27 protein-coding genes and 1 pseudogene are annotated in these 26,060 nt (G+C 44.3%); 8 read left to right on the top strand and 20 right to left on the bottom strand.

The features are described from left to right. Positions 1 to 102 precede the first annotated feature (102 nt). The 4 genes from FED51_RS08165 to cobA are packed head-to-tail and all read right to left on the bottom strand — an operon-like array spanning position 103 to position 3,599. Positions 103 to 672, bottom strand: a complete 570-nt coding sequence (locus tag FED51_RS08165) for a GNAT family N-acetyltransferase (protein WP_420810276.1) — start codon at positions 670 to 672, stop codon at positions 103 to 105. Continuing rightward, complete coding sequence (locus FED51_RS08160) at positions 653 to 1,294, bottom strand: precorrin-2 dehydrogenase/sirohydrochlorin ferrochelatase family protein (protein ID WP_053431445.1); 642 nt, start codon at positions 1,292 to 1,294, stop codon at positions 653 to 655. Before FED51_RS08160 ends, FED51_RS08165 begins: the two co-directional genes overlap by 20 nt. Then, positions 1,291 to 2,130, bottom strand: coding sequence for a sirohydrochlorin chelatase (locus FED51_RS08155; RefSeq protein ID WP_053431446.1), 840 nt, complete (start codon positions 2,128 to 2,130; stop codon positions 1,291 to 1,293). The genes FED51_RS08160 and FED51_RS08155 overlap by 4 nt, the downstream gene beginning before the upstream one ends. Positions 2,131 to 2,141: 11 nt before the next feature. Further along, complete coding sequence (cobA, locus tag FED51_RS08150; protein WP_138090382.1) at positions 2,142 to 3,599, bottom strand: uroporphyrinogen-III C-methyltransferase; 1,458 nt, start codon at positions 3,597 to 3,599, stop codon at positions 2,142 to 2,144. 275 nt (positions 3,600 to 3,874) lie between these two features. On the opposite strand from cobA, the gene FED51_RS08145 reads away from it, so the two are divergent. The 4 genes from FED51_RS08145 (at position 3,875) to FED51_RS08130 (ending at position 7,940) form a co-directional block, all read left to right on the top strand. Then, positions 3,875 to 4,177, top strand: coding sequence for a MerR family transcriptional regulator (locus tag FED51_RS08145; protein ID WP_010897659.1), 303 nt, complete (start codon positions 3,875 to 3,877; stop codon positions 4,175 to 4,177). A gap of 267 nt (positions 4,178 to 4,444) precedes the next feature. Further along, complete coding sequence (locus FED51_RS08140) at positions 4,445 to 5,341, top strand: NAD(P)/FAD-dependent oxidoreductase (protein WP_053431448.1); 897 nt, start codon at positions 4,445 to 4,447, stop codon at positions 5,339 to 5,341. 4 nt (positions 5,342 to 5,345) lie between these two features. After that, positions 5,346 to 6,167 (top strand): divergent polysaccharide deacetylase family protein, encoded by an 822-nt coding sequence (locus FED51_RS08135; protein WP_053431449.1) that lies wholly within the window; start codon positions 5,346 to 5,348, stop codon positions 6,165 to 6,167. A gap of 6 nt (positions 6,168 to 6,173) precedes the next feature. Beyond that, positions 6,174 to 7,940: a S8 family peptidase gene (locus FED51_RS08130; protein WP_053431450.1), complete on the top strand. Its 1,767-nt coding sequence runs from the start codon at positions 6,174 to 6,176 to the stop codon at positions 7,938 to 7,940. Between the two features lie 141 nt (positions 7,941 to 8,081). Here FED51_RS08130 and cysC read toward each other — a convergent pair whose 3' ends face one another. From cysC to FED51_RS08095, 7 genes are all read right to left on the bottom strand, one after another. Then, positions 8,082 to 8,690, bottom strand: a complete 609-nt coding sequence (cysC, locus tag FED51_RS08125) for an adenylyl-sulfate kinase (protein ID WP_053431451.1) — start codon at positions 8,688 to 8,690, stop codon at positions 8,082 to 8,084. A gap of 116 nt (positions 8,691 to 8,806) precedes the next feature. After that, positions 8,807 to 9,883: a sulfate permease gene (locus FED51_RS08120; protein WP_010897653.1), complete on the bottom strand. Its 1,077-nt coding sequence runs from the start codon at positions 9,881 to 9,883 to the stop codon at positions 8,807 to 8,809. A gap of 19 nt (positions 9,884 to 9,902) precedes the next feature. Further along, positions 9,903 to 11,048 (bottom strand): sulfate adenylyltransferase, encoded by a 1,146-nt coding sequence (gene sat, locus FED51_RS08115; RefSeq protein ID WP_053431452.1) that lies wholly within the window; start codon positions 11,046 to 11,048, stop codon positions 9,903 to 9,905. Positions 11,049 to 11,087: 39 nt separating this feature from the next. Next, positions 11,088 to 11,786: a phosphoadenylyl-sulfate reductase gene (locus FED51_RS08110; protein ID WP_053431453.1), complete on the bottom strand. Its 699-nt coding sequence runs from the start codon at positions 11,784 to 11,786 to the stop codon at positions 11,088 to 11,090. 138 nt (positions 11,787 to 11,924) lie between these two features. Beyond that, positions 11,925 to 12,071, bottom strand: coding sequence for a YezD family protein (locus tag FED51_RS08105; RefSeq protein WP_010897650.1), 147 nt, complete (start codon positions 12,069 to 12,071; stop codon positions 11,925 to 11,927). A gap of 222 nt (positions 12,072 to 12,293) precedes the next feature. Further along, complete coding sequence (locus FED51_RS08100) at positions 12,294 to 13,046, bottom strand: DUF4097 family beta strand repeat-containing protein (protein WP_053431454.1); 753 nt, start codon at positions 13,044 to 13,046, stop codon at positions 12,294 to 12,296. 186 nt (positions 13,047 to 13,232) lie between these two features. Beyond that, entirely contained in the window at positions 13,233 to 13,481 is a 249-nt protein-coding gene (locus FED51_RS08095) for a hypothetical protein (RefSeq protein WP_407901429.1), read from the bottom strand. Positions 13,482 to 13,649: 168 nt separating this feature from the next. Between FED51_RS08095 and cbpB the strand changes: the two genes are divergently transcribed. Continuing rightward, positions 13,650 to 14,090 carry a cyclic-di-AMP-binding protein CbpB gene (gene cbpB / locus FED51_RS08090; protein ID WP_053431455.1) on the top strand — a complete coding sequence of 147 codons (441 nt, stop codon included), beginning with the start codon at positions 13,650 to 13,652 and terminating at the stop codon, positions 14,088 to 14,090. Positions 14,091 to 14,293: 203 nt separating this feature from the next. Then, complete coding sequence (namA, locus tag FED51_RS08085) at positions 14,294 to 15,310, top strand: NADPH dehydrogenase NamA (protein WP_053431456.1); 1,017 nt, start codon at positions 14,294 to 14,296, stop codon at positions 15,308 to 15,310. A gap of 35 nt (positions 15,311 to 15,345) precedes the next feature. Here namA and FED51_RS08080 read toward each other — a convergent pair whose 3' ends face one another. Beyond that, positions 15,346 to 15,780, bottom strand: a complete 435-nt coding sequence (locus tag FED51_RS08080; protein ID WP_010897645.1) for an SRPBCC family protein — start codon at positions 15,778 to 15,780, stop codon at positions 15,346 to 15,348. Between the two features lie 82 nt (positions 15,781 to 15,862). Between FED51_RS08080 and FED51_RS08075 the strand changes: the two genes are divergently transcribed. Then, positions 15,863 to 16,465, top strand: a complete 603-nt coding sequence (locus FED51_RS08075) for a CPBP family intramembrane glutamic endopeptidase (protein WP_010897644.1) — start codon at positions 15,863 to 15,865, stop codon at positions 16,463 to 16,465. A gap of 34 nt (positions 16,466 to 16,499) precedes the next feature. Here FED51_RS08075 and FED51_RS08070 read toward each other — a convergent pair whose 3' ends face one another. The 6 genes and pseudogenes from FED51_RS08070 to FED51_RS08045 form a co-directional block, all read right to left on the bottom strand. Then, positions 16,500 to 16,937 carry a YaaR family protein gene (locus FED51_RS08070; RefSeq protein ID WP_010897643.1) on the bottom strand — a complete coding sequence of 146 codons (438 nt, stop codon included), beginning with the start codon at positions 16,935 to 16,937 and terminating at the stop codon, positions 16,500 to 16,502. Positions 16,938 to 17,032: 95 nt separating this feature from the next. Further along, positions 17,033 to 18,427 (bottom strand): flagellin N-terminal helical domain-containing protein, encoded by a 1,395-nt coding sequence (locus tag FED51_RS08065; protein ID WP_010897642.1) that lies wholly within the window; start codon positions 18,425 to 18,427, stop codon positions 17,033 to 17,035. Between the two features lie 24 nt (positions 18,428 to 18,451). Beyond that, positions 18,452 to 18,877, bottom strand: coding sequence for a flagellar export chaperone FliS (gene fliS / locus FED51_RS08060; RefSeq protein WP_053431457.1), 426 nt, complete (start codon positions 18,875 to 18,877; stop codon positions 18,452 to 18,454). Between the two features lie 56 nt (positions 18,878 to 18,933). Then, positions 18,934 to 19,233 (bottom strand): EscU/YscU/HrcU family type III secretion system export apparatus switch protein, encoded by a 300-nt coding sequence (locus tag FED51_RS08055; protein ID WP_010897640.1) that lies wholly within the window; start codon positions 19,231 to 19,233, stop codon positions 18,934 to 18,936. Next, positions 19,230 to 21,467: a coiled-coil domain-containing protein gene (locus tag FED51_RS08050; protein ID WP_053431458.1), complete on the bottom strand. Its 2,238-nt coding sequence runs from the start codon at positions 21,465 to 21,467 to the stop codon at positions 19,230 to 19,232. The genes FED51_RS08055 and FED51_RS08050 overlap by 4 nt, the downstream gene beginning before the upstream one ends. 149 nt (positions 21,468 to 21,616) lie before the next feature. After that, positions 21,617 to 22,857: pseudogene (locus FED51_RS08045) on the bottom strand (DNA polymerase IV). Between the two features lie 190 nt (positions 22,858 to 23,047). Between FED51_RS08045 and FED51_RS08040 the strand changes: the two are divergent. Beyond that, positions 23,048 to 23,254: a hypothetical protein gene (locus FED51_RS08040; RefSeq protein WP_010897636.1), complete on the top strand. Its 207-nt coding sequence runs from the start codon at positions 23,048 to 23,050 to the stop codon at positions 23,252 to 23,254. Here FED51_RS08040 and FED51_RS08035 read toward each other — a convergent pair. Beyond that, positions 23,251 to 24,693 carry an NAD(P)/FAD-dependent oxidoreductase gene (locus FED51_RS08035; RefSeq protein WP_053431459.1) on the bottom strand — a complete coding sequence of 481 codons (1,443 nt, stop codon included), beginning with the start codon at positions 24,691 to 24,693 and terminating at the stop codon, positions 23,251 to 23,253. The two genes, FED51_RS08040 and FED51_RS08035, sit on opposite strands and share 4 nt — an antisense overlap. A gap of 226 nt (positions 24,694 to 24,919) precedes the next feature. Further along, the gene (locus FED51_RS08030; RefSeq protein ID WP_010897634.1) at positions 24,920 to 26,038 is read right to left on the bottom strand and encodes a M20/M25/M40 family metallo-hydrolase; all 1,119 of its coding nucleotides are present in this window, start codon (positions 26,036 to 26,038) and stop codon (positions 24,920 to 24,922) included. Positions 26,039 to 26,060: the final 22 nt, after the last annotated feature.

Raw genomic sequence — 26,060 nt, 5'->3', positions numbered from 1 at the left:
AAACAGAAACGGACCCACCCTGTGATTTCATCATTTTCACATTGGTACCATTTTTTTCTTTCATTATAGCACGTGGAACGTATGCCAAGTTTTTAGAGGCGTTCATCTACTTTTCCATTCTTCCCTTAACACGCCGTAACGAATTTGATCATAATATGTTCCTCGATGGTATCTTACCTTTCGCAACCGAGCCTCTAACATCATCCCGAGCTTTTCACCGATCTTCATCATTCCTGGATTCCCTGACCATGTCGTAAAGCCAACTCGCGCGATTTCCGGATCGTTAGCAAACAACTCTGTGATCCATTGTTTGAAGGCTTCCGTGCCGTAGCCTACATTCCAAAACGTAGAGTCATAGATCACGATACCAGCTTCGAGCCAACGTGTCGGCTGATACTCCCAATAATAATTGACCGTTCCGATAATGGCACCGTTAACGTCGATCAGCTTTAATCGTCCTTCAGCAAAAGCTTTTTTCTTTGATTCGTAAAATGTCTCGTACGTTTCCTCTTCAAACGGAAAATAGGGGCCGTTGTATTCACGCCATTGTTGGTCCTCTGCTACATACATTAATTCGAATAAACGCTTATAGTCCGCTTCTGCTTCGCTGTTCTCAATCGCACTCGATTCATTGATAAGATTCCCTTTCACTTCATTGTTTATCGTTTCCACCGAATGTGTCTGTATAGGTTTTAATCTGCTCCTCAAGCCAAACATAGCGATCTGATTGGTGGTAAACAGCCGAGGTAGCCAATTTCTTTAATAGCTCTCTACGTACCGACTCATCCGCAATTCTTTGTTTCACTTTTACACGAGCTTCTGCTAAAAATACTAAAATCTCGTCCATATCATCCGGCATATGAGATACGATCTCCTCAAGAAGTGTTCTCGCAAGCGTTGGACTGGCCCCTCCAGTAGATAAGGCAACCGTTATCGCTCCTTTATGCTTCACGACAGGAAACGTCACATCACTGCTCTGAGGGTCATCTGCCACATAACACAACTGTTTGTTTTTATTCGCTATGATGGCCACTTGCTCGTTTAGCGCACGATCATTCGTACAAGCAAGCACGAACCAAGCATCAGCTAAGTCAATGGGTTGAAACTTTTTCTTCTTCCAGACGATCTGACCATTATCTGCATAGGGCCGAAGCTGCTCGTGCAATGAGGGGGACACGACGGTCATATGTGCCCCTTCCTTGACAAAAGATCTTACTTTCCTTACTGCAACTTCTCCTCCACCAACACAAACAACCGATCGATTTTGCACGTTCAGCATGACAGGAACCGTCATAAACCTTCGACTCCATTCGCTTGCTTCGATAGACGATCGTGATATAGATCGGGATTCCCGCTTATTTTATGTTCCAACACTTCATCCACGCGCTCTACAAGTATATTGACAAGCTGATCATCAAAGCCAAGGTAATGGCACAGCAAAAATTCTTTATCTGATGATGTTTCATTTAATTCATTCACTTTCGCTTGCAGACTGTTCATGAGAACACCAGAAAAGAGCAGGTACGGCAAAAGATACACCTTTTTACCTGCTAAGCGGATAACTTTTTCTAGTCCTTCATCTAAAGACGGACGGGTTGCCGCTAAAAAACAAACTTCTACCTCCATGACGGGGACATGCTCCCATAAAAGGCGAGAAATCTTAACTAAATCGCTATTCGCATCTGGATCACTACTTCCCCGTCCTACGAGGAGGATCGTCGCTTCTTCTCGATCATCATAGGTAGGGAGACCGTTCACATGTTTTAATCCTACTGCTTCAAGTCGCTGCTTCAACACATCGACAATGACGGTCTCCACACCGAATGGCCGTCCATATGAAAATGTCACTTCAGGATACTTCTTTTCTGCTCGTTCAATTTCTTGTGGAATATCCACCTTTGCATGACCAGCTGCTAAAAGGAGAACGGGAACGATCGCGATATCAGTAGCGCCCATTGCTACACATTCATCGATCGCCTCTTCAATCGATGGCTCAGCTAGCTCAATAAAACCAATGGTTTGAATCGGAATATCCCTTTTGCGCTCAATCGCTTTTTTCACAAATGCGCGCAGTTGCTCATTGCCCTCCTCTACTCGGCTTCCATGACCGATATAAACAATTCCTTTCACTGAAACACCCCCTATACTCTTACCGCTTCCAACGTTTCAATTAGCAATTGAGCAGAAGGAGCTTCTAATTGAATGTCCACTTGAAATCCTGCTTCTTTCGCCGCTTTTGAGGACTCCGGTCCGAACGTAATAACCGTTTTAGCTTGCGATAACGTCCCAACGGATTCCCCGCATTGCTCTAGCCCGTCTATTACGGCATTGACAGAAGCGGCACTCGGAAACACAAGCGTTTCAATTCGTCCTTCATCAAGCAACCGCCTACAGGTTCGAAGCGATTGAGGGACCAATGCCTTTTGATGTGTCGAGACATAGCTTGCCCCTTCGAACGAGTATTTTCGCTTCATTTCATTTTCTTCATCACCGAAAATGATCGTTTTCCCTCCAGCAGGCAACTCTTGCAAGAGGGCCGCAGTACAGGCAAAAGAACGAATGATTTTAAGCGATTTTTTTGAGGCTGCAAAAAAGGAGCCGCGAATGTGCCGAATGTCAATGCTTTGTTCAGTTAAGCTTTCAAAGAAAAAGTGGACACTATGGGGTGAAGTGAAAACGAGGTGATCCGCCTCTTGCACCTCATTAGGGGTTACTCCCCATGGTTTCGATGTTACATGCCAACGTGGAAATTCGAACACTTCGGCTCCTGCCTCCATAAGAGTTTTCGCTAGCCCGCCTTCCTCTGCAGTCGTCCTCCCGATCAACACTTGATGGCCAAAAAGACGCTGCGACTCAAACCAGCTTTTCTCTGTTCGTAATTTTCCGATATTACCGACTAGAGTAATGGCCGGGTTTGTGATACCTTCCTCCTTTACCCTTGAAACAATTGTATTTAAACGTCCTTCGACGACACGTTGCTTCCCGATCGTTCCCCATTGGATTAATAGAACACACGTTTCTGGATCCCTTCCGTGGGCGATAAGCTGTTCCGTGATGTACGGAAGGTTGCTTACCCCCATGTAAAAAGCGATCGTATCAATACCGTTAGCTAATGCATGCCAATCGATGAGCGGTTGTCCAGATGGCGATTTATCGTGGCCGGTTACAACCGTAAAGGAAGCCCCATAATCCCGATGAGTCACGGGAACTCCAGCATAGGTAGAAGCGCCAATTCCTGCGGTTATCCCAGGAACGATCTCATACGGCAAACCTGCTTCTTTTAGCACATCTGCTTCCTCTCCAACTCGTCCGAATACGCTCGGGTCTCCCCCTTTTAAGCGAACGACGACTTTTCCTTGGCGTCCCTTTTCAATTAACAGTTCATTAATCGCTTCCTGCCTAAGCAAATGGCGGTCTGGCAGTTTTCCGCAATAGATCAATTCCGCTTCGGGTTTTGTCCACTCTAAAAAGAGCGGATTCACTAAACGGTCATACAGTACGACATCGGCCTTTTGTAAACAATCTTTTCCTTTTAATGTCATAAGGCGAAGATCACCAGGTCCCGCTCCTACTAAGTAAACTTTTCCTTGTTTGTTCATCGCGATTTCTCCCACCCATCAAAGTTATTTCCGAGTTTTTATATCTGTTTTATAAACAATATCCTATCATAAAAATCTTTTTTCATCTTCCCCTTTTTCATTCCGTTTATGTCCAAGGGCTATTAATTATATCTTACACGACCGACATGTGCGTTCCAATTTATTTGTAAGAAAATCTAACATACCCTCTGTTCCTCTTGTTCCACTTATGCTATAGTAAAAATCAACAAAGGTCAGAACATTTTGAACAAGACGCTAATGAGGGGTTGAATCACGTGTCTTATAAAGATAAAAAAGTGATTACAATTGGGATGGTGAGTGAGTTAACCGGGTTAACTGAACGGAAAATTCGTTACTACGAGGAGCGCAAACTTGTGTTTCCTGAGCGAACGCCCGGAGGTACGCGCAAATACTCTTTTTTAGATGTCGAACGTTTAATAGACATTGCGAACAAAATGGAAGACGGTATGCAAACATTTGAAATACGAAAAATGGAGCAAAAGCAGTTGCGAAAAAAAGAAGTTCGGGATCGCATGTTGCGAGGACAGCTTAACGCAGCGTTCAACCTTCGCAAATAGCCTTAGTGCCACATCGGCACTAAGGCTATTTTTTGCCCTTATACATCGTTAGATCGCTTTCGCATTATGCTTGGCAGTAAAGTAAGTTTTCACTTACGATTAGTGATCATCAGTGGACATGCTCACCTTGATTCACTTCATCGTAGTTGGTTGCTACGTTTTTAGTGGGTAACTGTACGGCTTTCCTATTTCAAAAAGGATAAGCATACTTCCCTGCCCACGAGACAAACTAACAGCACTTACCACACTTGCGAAAGTAGGGATACGATGTATGAGTGTGTCATAGTTGGCGGTGGTATCGCAGGGTTACAGGCAGCCATCCAACTCGGTCGATACGAACACCATGTGGCGATTATTGATAATGGCGGTGGTCGCTCCTCTCTTTGCCGTAGATACCATAATCTTCTTGGGTGGCCTGACGGCATCAGTGGCCAAGCGATACGTGAAGCAGGGAGAAAACAAGCGACTTCACTAGGCGTTGAATTCATCGACAGTTCTGTTCATTCGGTTCGCAGGCAAGCTGAGCATTTTGTTATCGAGACAGAAAGTACGACCTTTGAAGCGAAGCGATTGTTATTAGCCACTGGCATTAGTGATCGTATTCCACCTTTTCCTTCTTTATATCCTATGCTCGGCAAGCACGTTTTTCTTTGTCCTGATTGTGACGGTTATGAAGTGAGAGGTCAAGATACGATCGTCATTGGTTCCGGTCAGGCAGGAGCAAACCTCTCTTTAGCACTGACGTATTGGAAGCCCAATTTGATGTATATTAACCATGAACAGCAGCCTCTTTCTCCTGAAGTCAAACAAAAGCTAGCGAGCAAAAACATCTTGGTTGTTCATGAAAAGGTTGAGACGATCTTACATGATGAAGAGACATTTCAAGGGGTTATGTTACAAGATGGGACCGTTCATTCAGCACCGAAAGCTTTTCTCGCCATGGGCGGGGCAAAGGTTGAATCCGACTTAGCAAAACAGCTTGGTGTCGAAAGGCTCGAAAACCACCATATTGTCGTCAACCCACGAACGAAAGAAACGAATGTTAAGCACGTTTGGGCAGTAGGCGATGTAACAGTCCATTCGCAGCTACTCTCCATCGCCATGGGGGATGGAGCTCAAGCAGCCATTTGGATACATAAAAGCCTACTGCACGAAAGGACGTGATGGAATGCAAACGTATTTTAAGCTTATTTTCCTTCTTTCAGTCTCCCTCCTCTGTCTTGGTTTGGCAAGTCCAGATGATTCAAATAAAGGCGAGATGAAACGAGCAGCCATCATTATTGATGATTTTGGCGGGGATGTAAAGGGTGTTGATGATTTTTTAACAGGAGAGATTCCAGTTACCGTAGCGGTTATGCCCTTTCTTGAACACTCAACAAAACAAGCAGAAATAGCCCAAGCAGCCGGACTGGAAGTAATTGTTCATATGCCTCTTGAGCCGAAAAAAGGCAAAATCTCGTGGCTTGGGCCAAGTGGAATCACAAGTAATTTATCCGTGGGAGAAGTGAAGAGTCGCGTGAGGAAAGCCTTTGATGATATCCCCTACGCAGTTGGCTTAAACAATCACATGGGGTCGAAAATCGTTGAAAACGAAAAAATCATGCGAGCCATTCTCGAAGTTGTAAAGGAAAAAAATGCATTCATTATCGATAGTGGTACAAGCCCTCACTCCCTTATTCCTCAATTGGCAGAGGAGCTAGAGGTTCCTTATGCGACGAGGAGCATCTTTTTAGACAATACTCACTCATCTAGAAAAGAAGTTATAAAAAACATGCGTAAGCTCGCAAAAAAAGCAAAACAAGGTTCCGAGCCAATCGGGATTGGTCATGTGGGGGTACGTGGGGATGAGACGTATGCTGGAATCCGTTCCATGTTGGACGAATTTCAAGCAGAGTCGATTCAGCTCGTCCCCGTCTCTCAACTACTGCCAAGCCCTATTGAAGAAGACCACAACAAGTTTTGGCAACAACCTTTTCAAGCAAAGGAGTGAATGAACATGAAGACAATGAAAACTCTCGTGATCGTCATCGGCGTCCTCGCCCTTTTGTTTATCGTAGCAATTGGCCATGTGAGGGACCAAGATCAAGCACTCATTCAAACGAAGGAGATCCCAAAAACGTTAGAAACAGAAGCGATGGATCATCTTCTAGCAGAAGATTTATCCCTCACGACGTCGATGTTTATTAAGCAAATGGCGGAACAATTGCAGAGGTGGTCCGAGCAATTAGAAGAAGATCCGACGATAAAGGATGAGTTCCGGCAACAAATTGACGAGCATCCTCACATGCAAGGATTTGCCATCGCTGAAGCGAACAAGATTACACAGAAAGTCGGTACCCTTCACCGTGATGATGTTAAAGCTCTTACCCATGTGCATCACAATCAACGTTACTCGGACCCTTACAATGTGGATGACAGCACCTATATGCTCATCGGTGAAACAACAGACGACGGCCGCCTATTGATTGGTGAATTGAACCTTGAGTTTGTGAAAAAGTATGTCAAGGATATTGCCGCTGTCGCTGATACGAATGGAAATTTTTTCATCGCTGGTGACAACCCCGATGTGAGTTGGCAAGACCAAGATGAACGGGCGACACAGCTTACATCAGAAACTGTGCCGGAACTTGGCTGGGATATTCACGTCCAATCTGAAGGACAAGAAGAGGAAGGTCCCGCCTACCATGAGCATCAGGCCGTTATCCGGTTTAAACCAAACCGTGACCCAGCTGCATGGTTCGCCACCAATCCTTATCGAGTAGTAGAGGAAGCACCTCCATTCTTCGTCATTGAGTCACCAAATCAAACGACAGTTGAAATAGTAGAGGCATTGTCACGTGATTATGACTTGGACTTTGCAGAGCCTAACTATCGCTTCACAAAGCAAATACAGACTCCAGTCACTCCGAACGATGAGTTTTTTAAAGAATATCAATGGAATTTACAGCAAATAGACATTGAAGAAGGCTGGTCACTGGCTAGCGGAGAAAACGTAAAAATCGCGATTCTCGATACAGGGGTAGACCCGAATCATCCTGACATTAAAGATAAAATTGTCAATGGATACAATGCTGTAGAAGGAAATAATAACTTTGCGGATAAGCACGGACACGGTACTCACGTCGCAGGGGTAGCCGCGGCTGTGACGAACAACGTTACGGGGATTGCAGGTATTTCGTGGAAAAGCGAAATCTTACCAGTGAAAGTACTGAATGATAACGGGGAAGGAAGTTCATTTGAAGTAGCAAAGGGGATCTATTGGGCAACAGATCATGGAGCGAAGGTCATCAATATGAGCTTGGGGGACTATTATCATTCTGATGCATTGCGTGACGCCGTCAAATATGCCTACGATCACGATGTCGTCTTAATTGCAGCCTCAGGAAATGACAATGTGGAAGACCCCCTTTATCCAGCAATCTACGAAGAAGTTCTAACCGTGGCTGCTGTCGATGATACGAGGAACCGAGCATTCTTTTCAAACTTCGGAAAGCATATCGATGTCACAGCACCAGGGGAGCACATCCCTAGTCTCTTCCCTGACAACCAGTATACCGTCATGTCTGGGACCTCTATGGCTTCTCCCCACGCTGCAGGTCTTGCTGGGCTAATCCGCAGCTTACGGCCCGATCTTAGCAACCAAGAGGTGATGGACATTATGAAGGAGACCGCGAAGGATCTCGGTCCAAAAGGACACGATGTGTACTACGGACATGGTGAAATCGACATCGAGGCCGCGTTAAAAGCCATTCGTACCTCATAACACGTCGACCAAATCAAAAAGAAGAGGCTACTTCCTCTTCTTTTTTATACATAATCATAAACCCATTTCTTCTTTCATGCGTTATTTTCGGGCAATGTAAAGCTATGCTAAGAGCATAATCCTTATATCCCTACTTAAGCGTTATTTTCCACTTTCTTGTGCATGTAGATAGGCATATATTTTCTCAACCGCTTCCTCGACCGTTAACTGATCCGTATCAATGATCAGTTCTGGATTGACTGGCTCTTCATACGGTGAGCTGATACCAGTAAATTCCGGAATAGCACCACTTCTAGCTTTCTTATAGAGCCCTTTCGGATCACGTTTTTCACAAGTTTCGAGCGGACAGCGCACATACACCTCAATGAATTCTCCATCATCTAAAATCCCTCGAACTTTGTCACGATCTTCGCGAAATGGTGAAATGAAGGCGGTTGATGTGACAACTCCTGCGTCCACGAACAATTTAGCCACTTCTCCAATCCGGCGAATGTTCTCCTTCCGATCCTCTTCACTAAAGCCTAGTCCCGCATTCAAACCGTGACGAATGTTATCCCCGTCTAATACATAACTATGAATCCCTTCTTCAAAAAGCTTTCGATCTAAGGCATTGGCAAGCGTGGATTTCCCCGAACCAGAAAGACCAGTGAACCAAACAACACAACTTTTTAGACGATTTCGCTTTTGCCGTTCTTCTTTAGACACACTCGCTTCATGCCACACAATGTGCGGCTGATTGGACGTTCCCATTATTTCTCCACTCCTTTATTTTCTTCAAATTCATATCTGTTTACTATGTTTTAAAGTTAAACAATGGTAAGCTGTCGCTGTTAGCCCTCTTTCACCTTATTCATTTCCTAACCCTTTCAGATGCCGCCACCTTGATCGTGAGTCGTACGCTTCTCTTGGCGAACTGTATGAATCAAGCTAAACGTACCAACGGTAGCAATAAACACACTAACAATGACGAAAAATGTATATAGATCTGCCTGCAAAAATAAGAGGACAAATCCGTACGAAAGCACGAGAGAAAAGATGGGCGAAACAATCCAAACTTTTATAATTTGTTTAATGATGTTTTTCTGCCAGAGCTTAAAGCCATTATCCGCCGTACCGACCCCGACAATGGCTGAGGTCGTTACTTGTGTTAATGGGACAGGCAAGCCGAAAATCGAAGCGATAATGACAAGACCCCCACCTGTGATCGATACTGCGCTTCCTTGAAGCAATGATAAGCGGGTAATCTTTTTTCCGTTCGTTTCGAGCACCCTTCCACCTAAAAGCAATGCTCCGAGAGCGACGAAGGCGCCACCTACAACAACAGCAAGCTCAATCCCAATCAAACCTGCTCCTACGAGAGGACCGACCGCATTTGCGACATTGTTCATTCCAGCGGCGAACGCTTCCATACAACCGCTAAGGATGAGAAGGATGACAAGCCACTTCCGCCATTTCCCCTTTCCTCTTAAAAACGGCCACTTTTTTTCGGCGCGTTTAATTAAAAAGCCTGACACAAGAGAGAGGACGAAAGCTACAATCGGCACGATCACCCAAAAAGAAACGATGATGAGTAATTTCTCAAAATAAAGAGATTGATAGGCAATACCGACCCCGACAATCGCTCCAACGACAACCTCACTTGTCGATAGGGGAATACCTAATATATTCGCAATAAACAAGCTTAAGCAAGCGGCACCTAGCATGACAATGACCGTTTCAATTTGGACGATGTCGCTAGGAATAATGCCGCTACCAATCGTTTTTACCACTTCTCCTCCTGAGAGGGCACCGATAAAGGCGCAAATGCCGACGAGTAGCATGGCAACGACTTTTCGTTTTATGGCGCCGCTCCCGTAAGCAGGTCCCATGGCAGCGGCTGTACCACTTGCCCCGATGTTCATGGCGAAGAAGAAGGCAATGGCAAATGCTACAACAGTCAGCATTCGTACTCATCCTCTCATCTTAAACTTCTACTTTTTTTTGCATCCCTTTGATCAATACGTTCACAACCTCAGGGCGGCTAAATTCAGGCGGTGGTGTCACACCGTTTGCGAGCATTTCACGAACCTTCGTCCCAGATAAAATGACGTGATGCTCTTTACCATGTGGACAAGTTTTTGTAGAAGCCATGTTTCCGCATGCCTTGCAGTAAAAGCTATGTTCGAAAAAGAGCGGTGTAATGCCTAGTTCTTCTCTTGTGAAATGATGGAAAATAAGCTGCGCGTCATACGTTCCGTAATAATCGCCTACTCCTGCATGGTCACGCCCTACAATAAAGTGGGTGCAGCCATAGTTTTTGCGAACAAGAGCGTGGAAGACCGCTTCCCTTGGTCCAGCATAGCGCATCGCTGCAGGGAATACCGCTAAAAATACACGGTCTTGCGGATAATATTTTTCTAACAATACTTCGTAGCTTTCCATTCGAACATCAGCTGGTATATCGTCCGCTTTTGTTTCCCCGACAAGAGGGTTTAAGAAAAGACCGTCCACAATTTCAAGGGCTGTTTTTTGAATATATTCGTGGGCACGGTGCACGGGGTTTCTCGTCTGGAACCCGACCACACGTTTCCAGCCTTTTTCTGCAAAAACGGCTCTCGTTTCCTTTGGATCAAGATAGTAACTTGAGAATTTCGTCCGCTCCACCCGTTTCGTTAACGTAATTGGACCACCAATATAGACGTTTGGACGATCAAATAACTTCTTCACCCCAGGGTGGGCAAGGTCGGTCGTCCGGTAAACATTTTCAGCCTCCACTTCTTTATCTGGTTGGTAAATATCCTCGATAGTTAATAGGCCGTAGGTTTCGCCTTGATGATCAAGCTTGACCACATCCCCAACGGACAAGGTGGCAGCTTTTTCTTCTGTCACAGGCAATGCAATTGGAATGCTCCAGACCGTCCCATTTTCAAGTCGCATCGATTCAACAACTGATCTGTAATCTTTCTCTGTTAGAAAACCTGTCAAAGGGCTGAACGCCCCTATTCCAATTAGCTCCAAATCGGACAATGAAAAGGCATCGAGCTCAATTGATTTTTCTACACTTTCTACATTTGCTTCTGGATGAAAACGTTGGACCAACGTTCCTCCATGTGGTTGACTTAATGACATGATGATTCCCCTCCACTTTTTACTCTTTATTTTTAGAAATTACTGGTGCAATCCACACTCTGTTTTTGATGTGTTGGACCAGCGGCCTGCTCGTTCATCTTCTCCTTCTTTTACAGGACGCGTGCAATACTCGCAGCCGATACTTGGATACTGCTTATCATGAAGGTCATTATACGGTAATTGATGAAGCTCGATATACATCCAAATTTCCTCACTGGTCCAATGGATTAAAGGACAAATTTTCGTTGAACCAAAGCGGCGATCCTCATTCACAAATTGAGTATTTTTTCGAGTCGGTGATTGATCTCGGCGCAGCCCTGACATCCATGCGTCGTATTGGGCAAGTTCCTTCTCCAACGGGACGAGCTTCCGCAACTTACAGCAAAGGTCTGGTTGACGTTCCCACAGGCGATCACCGTATGTTTCTGCTTGCTCCTCAGGTGTAAGTTCCGGCTTCACTAACTTCAGCTGAAGCTTCGGGTACCGCTCCTTGACCCGTTCAATCAATTCATATGTTTCTGAAAAATGAAAATCTGTATCGAGAAAAATGACTGGAGCGTCCGGCCTCACTTTACTAATAAGATCGATTAGAACCATTCCTTCCGCCCCCATGCTACAGGCGTACACGAGCTTATCTCCATATGTTTTGTACGCCCACTTAATCACATCGAGGCTATCTTTACGCTCCAAGGCTTGATTGACTTCGTTTATATTCACTTGGATTGATTGGTCCACCATTATCCCTCCTTGTTGATATGTAGATATTCGATTCGCTATTTCAGCCTAAATCGGGACAGCATTGGTGTAAAAAAAGACACAAAGCTGGCCTATTCACCAATTTTGTGTCGCCTCTAGTTTGTCTAGTCAGCGCTCATGCTACAATCGGACTTTTTCATTTTTTTCAATTTGAATCACTTTTCCATTCTGTACGACAATTGTCACAGATCCATACTTTAATCCTTCCAATAGGTCTTTCACTTTGTCAAAGACAGGCTCTAATTCTTTGTTTACTGGCTGTGTCAATGAAATGTCCTCCCTTCATCCATAATCAATCGTTAAAGGAGGGTTTTAATTCCATGTAATTTGATATGATTTATTAGTTTAATAGTATTCTATCGATCTTAGCTAAAAATGTCAATGTGAATTTTGTCTCCGCGGCATAATCGGGCTCGTCAAAAAAACAGAAGACGTGTTAGCGAAGCAAATTAAAAAACCACACCTTTTTAATAGTGTGGTTCACCTCCATTATTGCTCTATAAGCTCCCCTTCAATATTGGAAAGATTCCGCTCTCCATCACCGGTTAACGTCACATTACCTGCTATACTATCGATGGTCATTTTCCCTTGCCCACCACGGACCTCAACAGAGCCATTGACCTCTTCTATCGTGATCGCACTGGAGCCCGCAATAACGGCAACATCACCAGTTATTGTTTTCATTGTCACATCACCGGTTTTCGCATGCACCGTAATAGGCCCATCAACTTCTGCGATATTAATCCTACCTGCGCCGTCGGTTATGTGGATCTCTCCTCGAATTTGACGCAAATGAATCGGACCAGCTCCTTGATTGATGTGGAGATCATTGGTTGCATTTTCGATCAATAGCTCTCCTTCCGCTTGCTTTAATTCGATACTTAAATCGGAAGGAACCGTAATCATTAAATGAATACGTCCTTCTTCCGCTTGATCAGGGCCAAGAATCTTTGTGTTTAACGAGACAACATCTCCCTCCCGCTGAAGGATGGCCGATGTGAAGGCTTCGCGAAAGGCATTTGCTTCCTCCTCTGATTCCCCTGTGACTGCATAAGACACATCTACCTCAATTGATTCCGTTTCGTCATCTCCACGGATCGTAACGTTTCCTTCCGCTAAATCAAGGGTAAAGGAACCCGCTCCTTGCGCGTCCACAGACAATATCTCACCTTCCTCTACGGTGACTAAGTTACAACCAGTCATCATAAGTAAAAAAACGACTAAACAACCTACCCTTTTCATATCGTTCTCCTTTTTTTCTGTTTGCGTTCGTCACAAACATCCTCTCCTACCTAACCTTATCAAATCCTCTCCTTAGCAACAAGTTAGAAAAACTAGCTCACGACCAAGTCTTACTAACGGAAGCGCTCGTTTTTTCTTATCCTTTAAAGGAGCTAAAAATAAAAAAAGGCAGAGGACCCTGCCTTTTCATTCGTCTCTAGTAAACGGAATCAGTTCTGCCGGTGGCTTTTGGATGTCCACATATTCGATTTTATATCCTTGTTGTTTTTTCGCCAAAAAGGTTTTACGGGTAATCGGTCTTGGTGTAGACCATTGCAAAGACTCAATGTTTTCCCATGTATCGTGAGTGATTATCTCTTGTTTGTAGTAATATTCGTTCCCAGAAGGATATCGTTCACATCGATACTTTACAGTCTGTTTCGTATGCACACCCATCACCTTTCAACTTCCATTGTGTTTTCTTATAAGTCATTCCCAAATTTGCCTCAATCCATACACTCTGTTCCTTGACAAAGAGTTTGACCGACCGATAGTATGAAAATGAAGTAGTAGGGTCGTGACCAACATGTTCAAAAAAATATTATTGAGAAGAAGTGATTCTTTATGCAAAATCTCATTAAGCAAAACATTATGGATAATGACTTAAAGGAACTTGTTATCCCATTCGATAAAGTAGCCCATGTTCACTTGTCCAATCCTTTAGAACACGCGCTCCTCGTTTTAATTAAATCTGGGTATACGGCCATTCCAGTATTAGATGAACATTCGAAATTACACGGAGTCATTAGCAAGTCACTCATTCTTGACGCATTACTCGGCGTTGAACGGATTGAAATGGAGCGGCTAGCACACCTCGTTGTGAAAGACGTCATGAACCCTGAGATTCCAACGATTCATCATAAGGCTTCCTTTTCTCGCGCCTTAAAAGTCTCCATCGCTCACCCGTTTATATGCATTCTTGATGACGACGGCTCATTTTTAGGTATCCTTACAAGAAGCACGATCCTTTCCTTTATCAATCGCCAATTGCAACAGCCAAAATAAACATAACATGGGTAAGGAAACACATCGCTTTTGTTTGCGATGTGTTTTTTGTTGGTTTAACGTTACTATAAAATTCATTTAAGCCTCTGCTTATCCAAAGACTTCCTTCATAAGCAAAATAGTCGCCTGCATTTACTTAAAAGTGGTACGATAAAACCGGTTTTACGTTTACCATTAATCGTAAAAGCAAAGGAGTGGATTTTATGGAACATAAGTTATTTTCATCATATGTTGTGAAAGGCGTGACGTTAAAAAATCGAATCGTCATGTCACCAATGTGCATGTATTCCAGTGATCAGAAAGATGGAAAAATACGTCCATTTCATATCAGTCATTACGAGTCTCGCGCTGCCGGTCAGGTAGGCCTTATTATAGTAGAGGCAACGGCCGTTACACCTCAAGGACGAATTTCCCCTTATGACCTCGGCATTTGGAGTGACGATCACATTTCGGGCTTAACAGAAACAGTGGAGCGCATTCATGCTCATGGAGCTAAGGCGGCGATCCAACTAGCCCATGCTGGTCGAAAAGCGGAGCTAGACGGGCCGATTATTGCTCCTTCTGCGATCCCATATGACAAGATGAAGACCCCTGATGCGATGACAGAAGAGCAAATCTCCGAAACCATCGAAGCGTTTAAACTAGGAGCGCTTCGGGCAAAGAAGGCCGGGTTTGATATCATTGAAATTCATGGGGCACATGGCTACTTAATCAATGAATTTTTATCACCACTTACCAATAAACGAACCGATGCTTATGGCGGGAGCCTTGAAAACCGTTACCGTTTATTACGAGAAATCATCAGCGAAATTCAAACCGTTTGGGATGGTCCACTATTCGTTCGCATTTCTGCAGCAGAATATGCTGAAGGGGGAAACGAACTCTCCGACTTTATCACATTAGCGAAATGGATGAAAAAACAAGGAATTGACTTAATCGACTGCAGTTCAGGTGCGGTCGTCCCAGCACCTATTCCTGTATATCCTGGCTACCAAGTGCCTCTAGCAGAAGCGATTCGTCATGAAGCAAATATTGCGACCGGAGCGGTTGGTCTCATCACATCTGGGATTCAGGCTGAGGAAATTTTACAAAACGAACGAGCTGATTTAATCTTTGTGGCCCGTGAATTATTACGGAATCCCTACTGGCCAAGAGAGGCGGCGCTTGAACTAGGAACGACGATTAGCGGACCGAGCCAATATGACCGAGCATGGCTTTAACGAGACACACCCCTCTAGGAAAAAAGAGGGGTGTGTTACATAGACTGAAAATAGCGATGGAGAGCAGATTCACGAGCACGAAACATCCGTCTTAAGAAGAAGATTACAAGCTTGTTCGCCATCTTAATCTCGTATTGGATTTCATCGATCATCACCGTTCTCTCTCCTTCCGTTGTAAAACGATGAGTATGCCTCCAATAGACGATCGGAAATGGCATCTTGATCGCTACATCTGTAAAGGAAAAAGGCGGATTGTAAGCTTCAATATAGGCCTTCCATTGAAAGGGGATTCCGAGGACAAAGAGCTTCATCTCAATTTCGCTCCCTTGTGTTGTCTCCGACGTTGAGTCTAGCACGACCTTTGGGATCTTCGTCAAAGTTTGTAAATTAGTAGGGGATGAAAAGAAAGCCCACACTTCCTCGTGCGGAGAAGTGATCGTCGTTCGATAAACAAATGTTCCTTTTCCCATTGCACTCCTCCCATTTTTTGCTTATAGTAAATAAAGCGTAAAGCTAAGGTAGCTTACTGTACATAAGGATGAGGTGGATGTTGTGTCGGTCAAATTCGGATGGATTCTATTTTTTGCGATGCTTCTATTATGGACTAGCTTTTCATGGCAGCCACTCGATTTTTGGATTGTATTCCCAATATCTCTCGTCATTCTTTCGGCTATCGCCATCTTTTTTAGTCGCATCCCCATTAAGCGGAAGCCGCCTTTGACCATTTGTGGTTTTGCCCTTCTTAGTGGCCTCTTCCTGTACGGGCTTTTCGCCTTTGGCAAGTGGCTGATCACATTGACAGGGATTCCACTCCTCGCTTCCCTTGAAACGCTTTATGACATGATTCGTCCTACCGAATGGTGGCATTATTTCGTCCTTTTTGTTTTCATCATTCCTGGAGAGGAGCTTTTTTGGCGTGGGTATGTAGTAGGAACTCTTCATAACCAAATGTCTGAAGGACGAGCGATTATCTTTGGGGCATTGCTCTATGGAATAGTCCATGCTGCTTCTAGTAGCCTCCTGCTCGTACTTGCTGCTTTTTTGGCCGGCCTTGTTTGGGGATGGCTGTTTGTTCGCACGAAATCGATTTGGCCACCGCTCCTCTCTCACCTACTCTTTGATGCTTTATTACTCATTTGGCTCCCTCTTATGTAAAACGCCCATGACGATATTGTCCCGGGCGTTTGTATTAAGCGTATATGTTTATGAGCAATCCTTTAATTTCTCCGACCATGTTGAGGATATCGAGACCTTTTTTTTCTTTTGCTAGTACAGCGTCCGTTAAGTCTAATAGTTTTCGATCTACTTCTTTCACAATTTTATAGATTTTCGTACGCCCTCGGCGATTAAATCCCCGTCTTTCTTCTAACCGCAATCCGAGCTCTACCGCATCTCCAACAAACTCTTTCACAAGCTCTTTATATTTTCGCAATTCTTCTATCGTACGAGTTTCCGACAATAGCTTCCCTTGATCATCAATTTTGGACATCAACGCTTGTAGTCGTTCATATGCCTTCTCATCTCGCTGTTTGCCCATCACTTCAGAAAATGACACGCCTGCTGCTGTCTGTTGTTTTTTCGAATCCACCCGGTGTAATCCGGCTTTTCCTACCCGTTGTACATCCATCGTTCTTCCTCCGTCCTTCGAGCTTATCTTACGACTATTGTAGCATATTTAATAGAAGAAAAAGCGAAAGGAACAAAGTCCCTCTCGCCCAAACATTATTGAAGCAATTGTAGCACCCCTTGTGGAAGCTGATTCGCTTGTGCCAACATGGCGGTTGCTGATTGATTAAGGATGTTGTTTCGAGTAAATTCCGTCATCAAGAGAGCCATATCTGCATCGCGGATTCGAGATTCTGAAGCCGTTAAGTTCTCGTGTGTCACCTGCAAGTTGTTCACTGTATGCTCCAAACGGTTTTGCACAGCTCCTAGTTTTGCTCTAGCGTCTGATAATTTATTGATGGCTTGATCGATTTGGAAGATCGCCTTGTTCGCATCTGCGTTAGTCAATACGCTAACTTCTTCGATTCCAAGTGTAACGACATCCATTTTCGGAATATCAATCATCACATTTTGATTTGTGTTTGGTCCAATTTGAAACGATAGAGCGTTATTTGTGATCGTAAATTCTAAGTTCCCTTCTTCGATGTTGTTGTAGAAATTGTACTCCACACCACCATGACGGAACATTCCATTGTTTGATGTTAAGGTGCGTGAAGCTTGAATTGGCTCAAATGTGCCGTCGGTTGATCTTTGCAGCGTGAGATCAGCCTCAACTTCAAGCTTGATCTTCACAGTACCAGAAGTCGAAATTTTCGTTGTATCGATTTGAATGCCCGCTACGGTTTCATTCGTTGTTCCATTCGTGCCAATTCCAACTACCTTTGTCCCTACCGATAAGCCGTCTGGGTCTAAAATTTCGATTTTCGCATCACCGTTTGGCACCACTTCACGAACAAGAATGGAGTATTCTCCAAGCTTCATTTTATTTTCCTCATCCACTGAACCGATCGCATCAGCAAATGAGATATCCCCGTCCTTTAAACCAGCAGACGGCTGAGTCACATTTGAAGAGTAGGAGACGTTTTCCACAATTAAACGATATTCTCCCGATTTCAAATTAGCATCCGTCACCCGCGGGAATCCTTCGAGATTCACTTCGTTTGCCCCTGCATCAAATGTAGTGAGTACAGCACTAAAGCCGTTCAACAACTTGCGCGTGTTAAATTCCGTTTTCTCAGAAATGCTGTCAATTTCCAATTTTAACTGGTCGATCTCTTTTTGAATTTGCTCCCGATCATATTCTGTATTTGTGTCATTCGCCGCCTGAACCGCAAGCTCGCGCATCCGTTGTAGCATGGCGTGCACTTCCTGCATCGCACCTTCAGAGGTTTGCATGAGGGAAATGCCGTCCATTGCATTGCGTTCTGCCATTTTTAACCCGCGAATTTGCGAGCGCATTTTTTCTGAAATCGCTAGACCTGCCGCATCATCTGCTGCACGATTAATGCGAAGACCTGATGATAATTTTTCTAAGTTTTTTGATGTTTGAAATTGGTTTTGGTACAAATTACGATACGCATTTAACGCTTGAATGTTATTGTTAATTTTCATTGGTCGTCTCCCTTTACCCTTTATTTATGATTCATGCATCACTGCATTTTCGTACATTGTCGCCTTTTGTTTCACCGACTTCGATTGGCGATCTTGCCTTGTTTTCATCGCTTTCGTCCAAGCAGACATAACCAGTGTTAGCAGCTTGATTCCTTCGTTTACCTTGACTACATCCTTTTGATAGTTCGCCTCCACGAGAAGGTCTACAAGGTAGTTGTACAATTGGTCGAGCTGATCAGCAATGATTCCAGCCTCATAATTTAATCCTGCGCCTAAGCGGTGCAAGATGTCGATTGCTCGTTGGATCGACTCATTGGCCCTTATGTAGTCTTTTTCCTCTATCGCGCAAACAGTAGCTTCCATCTTATCCAAACACGCTTCATAAAGAAGCGCCGTGATTTCCTCAGGACTTTTTTGATGGAGTGCTTCATTGGTTAACAGTTGCGACACATGGACACCTCCAGCGGATGATTCTATTTTATTTATCGACGTGATTAAAGCAGAGTTTAATAGTTCTTTTCCATTTCTTCGATAAGCAATAAAATTTCGGCCATAACCGAGTAAAGCTGTGGTGGGATGTTATCCCCTAAATCCATGTCAAGCAAGTTTTCAACGAGCAGCGGATCTTCTTGCATGTGAATGTTGTTCCGTTTAGCCATGTCAATAATTTGTTCTGCGATTTGTCCTTTTCCGTGGGCCACCAATTTCGGAGCATCACCCGACGTTTCATCATACTGAATTACCGCTGCTGTCCGGCCACTTGTATGACGCCGTTGGATTTGGTTCATGTGCCTAGAAATGATCATATTTTAAAATCAAACCCTTTCTCCGTAAAAATAGGCTGTGTAGGTTGTTGAGCACGCTCGCCATCCTCGTCCCGCTTCACTTCAACGTCTGTTGCTTTTGCAAACTTAATCCCAGATACTTGATAACCAATCTCTTCTATTCGCTCACTCGTCTTTTCAACGAGAGGCTCCATTTTCTCTGGAAAATCATCTAAGTCATTTTTTAACGTAACGGATAATTGACGATCTACGACTTGTACAAGTATGCCGATTTCTCCAAGTTTTTTCGTCTCAATTAAAAAGAACAAGCTACAATTTTCCCAATCAATCTTCTGTCCCTCGTTCCGTGATTGAACAAACACTTGCAAATTCTCCACTTGCTTCTCTAATAAAAATGGTAAGTTCATAAACAATGTTTGCATATTGGTATGGTGATCAGCCTTGCTCAAAAGCTGCTGCCCAGTTACATTGTTCAACGCTTGATTTGCGAGCTGAAAGGTTCGTGAGCCTTCTTCCTCCGAGCGAAGCATGTGCAAAAGCAATGCTTTCATATTTGATTGACTGTTATGTTGCCCTGGATCTCGTCCAGAAGCAAACTGCTGAGCCAACTCACTGTCACGATTCAATCCGACAGCCCGAATTGCTTCAAACATCCCTCTTGCCGACGCGTCCTGTCCAACTTGCCTTGCTGTATCCGCAAATAGTTGTGGCAAGGTCGTATCACGAGATGCCGGGGATGTGTAATGCATGACTTTCGTTTCGGACGGCTTGTAATGTAGCCGATCAACAAGTTGCTTCACTTCTTGGACGATGCGGTTCGCTTCATGATGTTGTCCTTTCGCTAGAAGTTTCTTAGCCTCAGCTAACTGCCCGCTTGCTTGCATGAGCCTCTTTTCTGTTTTCATATCGGCAAACAGCATGAATTCTCCTTTTAAAATCGCATGATCAAGCTTTTTGATCGTCGTTTCTAACAAAGGTTGAGCCGAACGATTCGCTTGTGAGCGTACTTGTTCAATGATTCGATTGATCTCAACTAAATGCCGGCTTATATCCCGTTGAAATGTTTTAAAACGATCTGTTAAATCAGCCATTTTTTCTGTTACAGTCGTGACAGCAATCGCTTTACTATTTAGAGCTACAGCTGTTTGGAACTGCTCTTGCCCTTGGTATAAGCCAGTAGATGGGACGTTTTCCTTAGGAACAGCTTCTTGTTCCAGTTGATCCAACGCTTGGTGAACAATTTGTCTTGCCGATAGCTCTCGTCCTTGTTCAAACCGAGCCTCTGCTGCTTGAATGGCTTGCTCCACTGCCATTTGCAACCTAGGGCCTTCACCTAATCGAGTCATTACGTCATTTCGCACCTGTTCAATTGCTTTTAGAAAGTCGCTCTCTGTTTGAAGTTGCTGGCGCATCGTTTGAATGACGTCCCCAAGATTTGGCGCTCGCTCACCGGTAGCCATCCGCGCTTCAATCCCTTGGATGACACGCTCGACTTGAGCAAGGGCATCATTGTTCATTTTCGGAAGCTGCTCAAGTACTTTGACTAATTGAGCCTTTGTATTTTCGGGCAAGGTGTGCTGCCTTAACAACTGCTCAATCCGCTCACGCATGACTTGAACCGAGGCATTCCGCTCATCTTGAGCAACCGTTCTCTCACGTCCGTCCACGTGAAACGTTCGATCCACTTCTTTTACTAGCTCTTGCATCACATCATTTATCGGTCGTCCATGGAGAGCTTCATGGATTGAGCGCAGATGGGCACCCGTAAGCTCTAAACGTTTGTTTGCTAACGCTTGGATCGTCTCTAACCGTTTATCCGTATCCCCGCTCGCAACAAAACGTTGGAGCTCACGTACGCCATCTCCTGTTAATTGGATTCCTTTGTCCAACAATATTTGCGCCGCCCGTACCAATTCAGTTGACGGCTGCTTCACTCCTAAATGTTCTAAAACCGTTCTTGCCGAGGATGAAGGAGGGGATTCCACCGACCGTTGGGTGCCGCGACTATCTTCGGTAATCGATCGGACCGTTATCGGTTCCTTTCCCGCTTTGGCTACTTCAACAGTTACCCGCTCTCCTTTAGGCACCCCTTCCTTAAACGTTGCTACTATTTCGCGCCCTCGAACCGAAAGCACTGCTTCATGCTCGCCCCGTCGCTCTGTAATCGTCGCTCGAAGGATATCCCCTTCTCGCAGTGAGGTTGAACGCTCTTGTGACGGCTGTTGTCCCGGTTGTAGCTGACTTGTAATCTGCATCCATTTTCACGCTCCGTTCTGTTGTTTCCCTACTACTACTATCGGTTAGTGGCTTGCAATCTTACATAGTCACAACGCAAAAAAACTTAGCCTATAGGGGAAGTCTTGTTTTTGGAAGTAAAAAAGATCGGGCCTCCCTTAAAGCCCGATCAATCATGCTGAAAAAAATCTCGGTCAAAGCTCGTTCTTTTTTTGTTTCATCTACCTCTTTAAAAAGATCCAAGTCTTTTCCTTTGGCGACAATCGGTTTACCATACCGTTTATGGATAGATGAAATGGTTTCTGCTAGCGTCGCCTGCTTAATCTGCTCTTCATAGCGAAAAAGGTCCAGCGGCTCATAGGCATATTTTTTGTCGATCACATCGTACCCAGTGACTCCTAGAAGCCTGATAGGTCGACCATTCCATGCTTGCTTCCATAAGGAAAGAGCTACGGTAAAAATATCATCCTTTTCTTGAATCGGATGCTCAAGCTTCCTACTTCGTGTAATCGTCTTTCGGTCATCGTAGCGAATAGTTAACTGGACACCATAGCAAAACACATGTTTTCGTTTCATTCGTACATGGACTGAGTGGGAAAGCTGATGCAACACGTCCGTTAACCGTCCCTCATTTGTCGTGTCCTCCGGTAAAGTTGTCGAGTTGCCCACACTTTTAAAATGAAAGACAGCCTCTGGGTCCACAGGTCGTTCATCAATCCCATTGGCCCGGCAATGAAGCCTCGGCCCATTAATACCAAATTTCTTCTCTAACCATGCAGGATCTGCTTTCGCTAAATCACCGATTGTATGAAGCTGATACTTTTTATAGGTATCAACTGATCGTCTGCCAATCCCATACATCTCTTCGATCGGAAGGGACCATAGTTTTTCAGCGATGTCTCGTTTTCTAAGAACCGTAATGCCAAGGGGCTTTTTCATATCGCTCGCCATTTTAGCTAAAAATTTATTTGGGGCGATCCCAATGCTGCACGGAAGATCCATCTCAGCAAGGATTCGCTGCTGAATCTCCTTTGCAAGCTCAAGCGGATGAACTTTTTTTATCGTAGTCGTCACATCCATATACCCTTCATCTATCGATACTTTTTCGACCAAAGGCGTATACTCCTCAAGCAAAGAAAAGATCTTCTGCGAGGCAGATCGATAACGATCAAAGTTAGGAGGGATCAAGATCAATTCAGGACATTTTCTGAGCGCCTGCCAAACCGGTATCGGCGATCGCACACCTTTCGCCCTTGCTTCATAGCTACTCGTGACCACGATTCCCCGTCGATCCTTCACACTTCCTGCGACAGCAATGGCTTTTCCTTTTAACGACGGGTCGTACGCCATTTCCACAGACGCATAAAAACTATTCATATCCACATGGAAGATCACACGTCCCTTTCCCATTTGACCTCCCTCCTTCCAGAAAACAAAATGCTTTTCTTTATTATACGAAAAAACGTTCCCCTTGAAAAATAACTCGACAAGGAAACAGAATTTTCAATAAATTTCAGCCCTTTTTCATCATTTTTTTAGAAAAAGTATGTTACACTAAATGAAAGGATCGGTATTTACTAGATGAGGGAGGTTGGCTGCGTTGAGAAAAAGACAACTCATGCCTCATGAGGAATACACAAACTTATTTAAAAAAGTAATTCTCGTTAATGAATGGTACAAGCAGAAGTATATTAAAACACCGACCATTGCAGAAATTGCGATGATGGTCGGTGACTCTGAAGAAAAGGTGTTAGAATGTCTGGAGTTTGGAAATCCGATGCACGCCAACGCGTTCCCTGTTCATTAATTTGCTCGTTTGCGAATGATGGCGCGGGCGATGTGAACTCCGTTTGCTCCCGCCTGCGCTAATCCTCTCGTAATTCCAGCGCCATCTCCACCAGCATAAAGACCGGCAATTTCCGTTTCAAATTCTTTCGTTACTTGCGGTCTAGCGGAATAAAATTTTGCCTCAACTCCGTAAAATAACGTATGCTCTGAGGCAATCCCAGGGGTGACATGGTCAAGTGCTTCCATCATTTCAATTAAGCTTTTCATCGTATTATAGGGAAGAACGAGACCTAGATCTCCCGGAACTGCTTCTTTTAACGTCGGCTCGATGAATCCTTCTTTAATTCGCTTCTCCGTCGAGCGGCGGCCTCGTAAAATGTCACCATACTTTTGGACGATGACCGAACCATTGGATAAATCGTTTGCCCGCTCTGAAATTTCTTTGGCGTATTGAATCGGGCGATCAAACGGCTCTGTAAAAGTGTGGGAGACGAGTAGGGCGAAATTCGTATTCCGGCTTCCTAGCTCCTTCGCTTTATAAGCATGTCCATTGGCAGTCATGACCCCGCTATGATTTTCTACAACGACGTGACCTGATGGATTGGAACAGAAGGTTCGTACCTTCGTTCCTACTGATGTGTTGTAAATAAATTTAGCTTCGTACAGATGGCGGTTTATGTCTTCCATAATCACATCAGATGTTTCCACCCTTACACCAATATCCACTTGGTTGTTGATCATCGTTAATCCGCGCTTTTTCAACAATCCTCCGAGCCATTCAGATCCGTCACGCCCTGGTACGATCACGACTTGATCAGCGTATAACTCTTCGCCTTTTTTCTTTAAACGTACCCCTTTTACCTTTAAGCCATTTTCCGTCTTTTCTGTTAGTAGATCTTCCACCTCGGTACGGAAACGTGCTTCTAGTCTGCCTTCTAACGACTCATAAATATTTTTTAAAATTTCTAAGTTTTTCTCAGTTCCTAAGTGTCGTACTTGCGCTCTCAATAGTTTAAGTCCAGCCCCCATAGCTCGCTTTTCAATGCCCCTTACCGCCTCAGTCGTAGGGTCTGTTATTTCATCGGGAGCCCCATATTTCAAATTAACCGCGTCTACATATTGAATCAACTCAAGAACTTCGGACGGTGGGAGGTAATCCTGCATCCACCCACCAAACTCCGTCGTAATATTAAACTTCCCGTCTGAATAGGCACCAGCTCCACCAAAGCCAGCCGTAATGGAACAGGCAGGCAAACAGCCAGCAAACTCTTTTCGTCCTGCTGGCGGTGGACATTTTTCAATTTTCTTTTCATTGATCGGACAGCGCCGTTGATAGATCGAATGTCCTTTATCTATTAATAACAATTTGAATGTCGGTTGTTTTTCAAGCAATTCATAGGCAGTAAAAATACCTGCCGGACCAGCTCCAACAATAATGACATCATATGCATTGTTCATAACTCAACCTCCAACGTTTGTCTTTTGCTCAAAAACCTTATTCATATTAACAAAAAAAACACAAAATATCAACATTAATCGAATATTAATATCAATAACTGTTTTCAATGTTCGTTTTTAAATGTTTCATTTTGGTTTAACTTTTAAAATTCGACCTGTCGCCAACTCTATATGAACGTACAAAAAACCGCACCTATGATCAGGTACGGTTCTTCTCTATTAATGGCTATACGCTTACAGCTTCTTTAGCAATCGAGACGATCGCTTCCGCCGCTTTCACCAGTTCAACAATCGGCATTTTTTCATTAGTCGTATGAATCTCCTCATAGCCAATGGCTAGGTTTACCGTCGGAATTCCGAATCCGGAAATGATGTTGGCATCACTACCTCCACCGCTTTTCAGCAGTCTTGGCTCACGGCCAATATTCGTTAATGCTCGTTTGGCAACTTCAACGACGAGGTCGCCATCATCTAGCTTATAGCCTGGATACATAATGTCAACTTTCACCTCAGCTGTTGTCCCCATATCCTTGGCGGTTTGTTCAAATGCATGTTTCATTTTCTTCACTTGTGCTTCCATCTTTTCAGTGACGAGGGAGCGAGCTTCAGCCAAAATATCGACACGGTCGCAGACGATATTCGTTTGTGATCCACCCTCAAACCGGCCAATATTGGCGGTTGTCTCGTCATCGATCCGTCCGAGGGGCATTTTCGAAATCGCCTTCGCCGCCACTGTGATCGCCGATATCCCTTTTTCAGGAGCGACCCCTGCATGTGCAGTCTTACCGTAAACAGTTGCCCGTACTTTTGCTTGAGTTGGTGCAGCTACGATAATGTCACCAACAGGGCCATCACTATCTAGGGCATACCCGAAAGCCGCTTTCAGTTTGGAGCGGTCAAGTGCTTTGGCCCCAACTAATCCTGATTCCTCTCCGACTGTAATGACAAACTGAATCGGACCGTGGGGAATTTGCTGTTCCTTTAAAACGAGAATGGCTTCGATCATGGCAGCAATTCCTGCTTTATCATCAGCTCCTAAAATGGTCGTTCCATCTGTCACGATATAGCCATTTTCAATCGACGGCTTTACATTTTGACCTGGAACGACCGTATCCATGTGGGACGTGAAATAGATCGTCTCCCCATCTGTCGTACCAGGGAGAGTGCAAATTAAGTTTCCTGCCGCATGCTCTGTTGTGGAAGCCGCTTGATCCTCTTCCACTTCAAGCCCTAACGCTTGAAACTTTTCTTTTAAAAAAGGAGCAATTTTTTCTTCATGCTTCGTTTCAGAATCAATTTGAACTAGCTCTAAAAATGTTTCGACTACTCGTTTTTCGTTAACCATCATAACCTCCATCGCGATCGTA

Source organism: Halalkalibacterium halodurans, from assembly GCF_005671335.1.
Classification (GTDB): domain Bacteria; phylum Bacillota; class Bacilli; order Bacillales; family Bacillaceae_D; genus Halalkalibacterium; species Halalkalibacterium halodurans.
Note: the sequence above shows the minus strand (reverse complement) of the source record. Positions and strands in the feature narration are given on the sequence as shown.

What these genes read in the sequence shown, in the direction of transcription:
- FED51_RS08160 (WP_053431445.1), bottom strand. Translation starts at nt 1,294, where the DNA reads ATGACGGTTCCTGTCATGCTGAACGTGCAAAATCGATCGGTTGTTTGT.
- cobA (WP_138090382.1), bottom strand. Translation starts at nt 3,599, where the DNA reads ATGAACAAACAAGGAAAAGTTTACTTAGTAGGAGCGGGACCTGGTGAT.
- FED51_RS08140 (WP_053431448.1), top strand. Translation starts at nt 4,445, where the DNA reads ATGTATGAGTGTGTCATAGTTGGCGGTGGTATCGCAGGGTTACAGGCA.
- FED51_RS08135 (WP_053431449.1), top strand. Translation starts at nt 5,346, where the DNA reads ATGCAAACGTATTTTAAGCTTATTTTCCTTCTTTCAGTCTCCCTCCTC.
- FED51_RS08130 (WP_053431450.1), top strand. Translation starts at nt 6,174, where the DNA reads ATGAAGACAATGAAAACTCTCGTGATCGTCATCGGCGTCCTCGCCCTT.
- cysC (WP_053431451.1), bottom strand. Translation starts at nt 8,690, where the DNA reads ATGGGAACGTCCAATCAGCCGCACATTGTGTGGCATGAAGCGAGTGTG.
- FED51_RS08120 (WP_010897653.1), bottom strand. Translation starts at nt 9,883, where the DNA reads ATGCTGACTGTTGTAGCATTTGCCATTGCCTTCTTCTTCGCCATGAAC.
- sat (WP_053431452.1), bottom strand. Translation starts at nt 11,048, where the DNA reads ATGTCATTAAGTCAACCACATGGAGGAACGTTGGTCCAACGTTTTCAT.
- FED51_RS08110 (WP_053431453.1), bottom strand. Translation starts at nt 11,786, where the DNA reads ATGGTGGACCAATCAATCCAAGTGAATATAAACGAAGTCAATCAAGCC.
- FED51_RS08100 (WP_053431454.1), bottom strand. Translation starts at nt 13,046, where the DNA reads ATGAAAAGGGTAGGTTGTTTAGTCGTTTTTTTACTTATGATGACTGGT.
- FED51_RS08095 (WP_407901429.1), bottom strand. Translation starts at nt 13,481, where the DNA reads ATGGGTGTGCATACGAAACAGACTGTAAAGTATCGATGTGAACGATAT.
- cbpB (WP_053431455.1), top strand. Translation starts at nt 13,650, where the DNA reads ATGCAAAATCTCATTAAGCAAAACATTATGGATAATGACTTAAAGGAA.
- namA (WP_053431456.1), top strand. Translation starts at nt 14,294, where the DNA reads ATGGAACATAAGTTATTTTCATCATATGTTGTGAAAGGCGTGACGTTA.
- FED51_RS08080 (WP_010897645.1), bottom strand. Translation starts at nt 15,780, where the DNA reads ATGGGAAAAGGAACATTTGTTTATCGAACGACGATCACTTCTCCGCAC.
- FED51_RS08070 (WP_010897643.1), bottom strand. Translation starts at nt 16,937, where the DNA reads ATGGATGTACAACGGGTAGGAAAAGCCGGATTACACCGGGTGGATTCG.
- FED51_RS08065 (WP_010897642.1), bottom strand. Translation starts at nt 18,427, where the DNA reads ATGAAAATTAACAATAACATTCAAGCGTTAAATGCGTATCGTAATTTG.
- FED51_RS08055 (WP_010897640.1), bottom strand. Translation starts at nt 19,233, where the DNA reads ATGATCATTTCTAGGCACATGAACCAAATCCAACGGCGTCATACAAGT.
- FED51_RS08050 (WP_053431458.1), bottom strand. Translation starts at nt 21,467, where the DNA reads ATGCAGATTACAAGTCAGCTACAACCGGGACAACAGCCGTCACAAGAG.
- FED51_RS08035 (WP_053431459.1), bottom strand. Translation starts at nt 24,693, where the DNA reads ATGAACAATGCATATGATGTCATTATTGTTGGAGCTGGTCCGGCAGGT.
- FED51_RS08030 (WP_010897634.1), bottom strand. Translation starts at nt 26,038, where the DNA reads ATGGTTAACGAAAAACGAGTAGTCGAAACATTTTTAGAGCTAGTTCAA.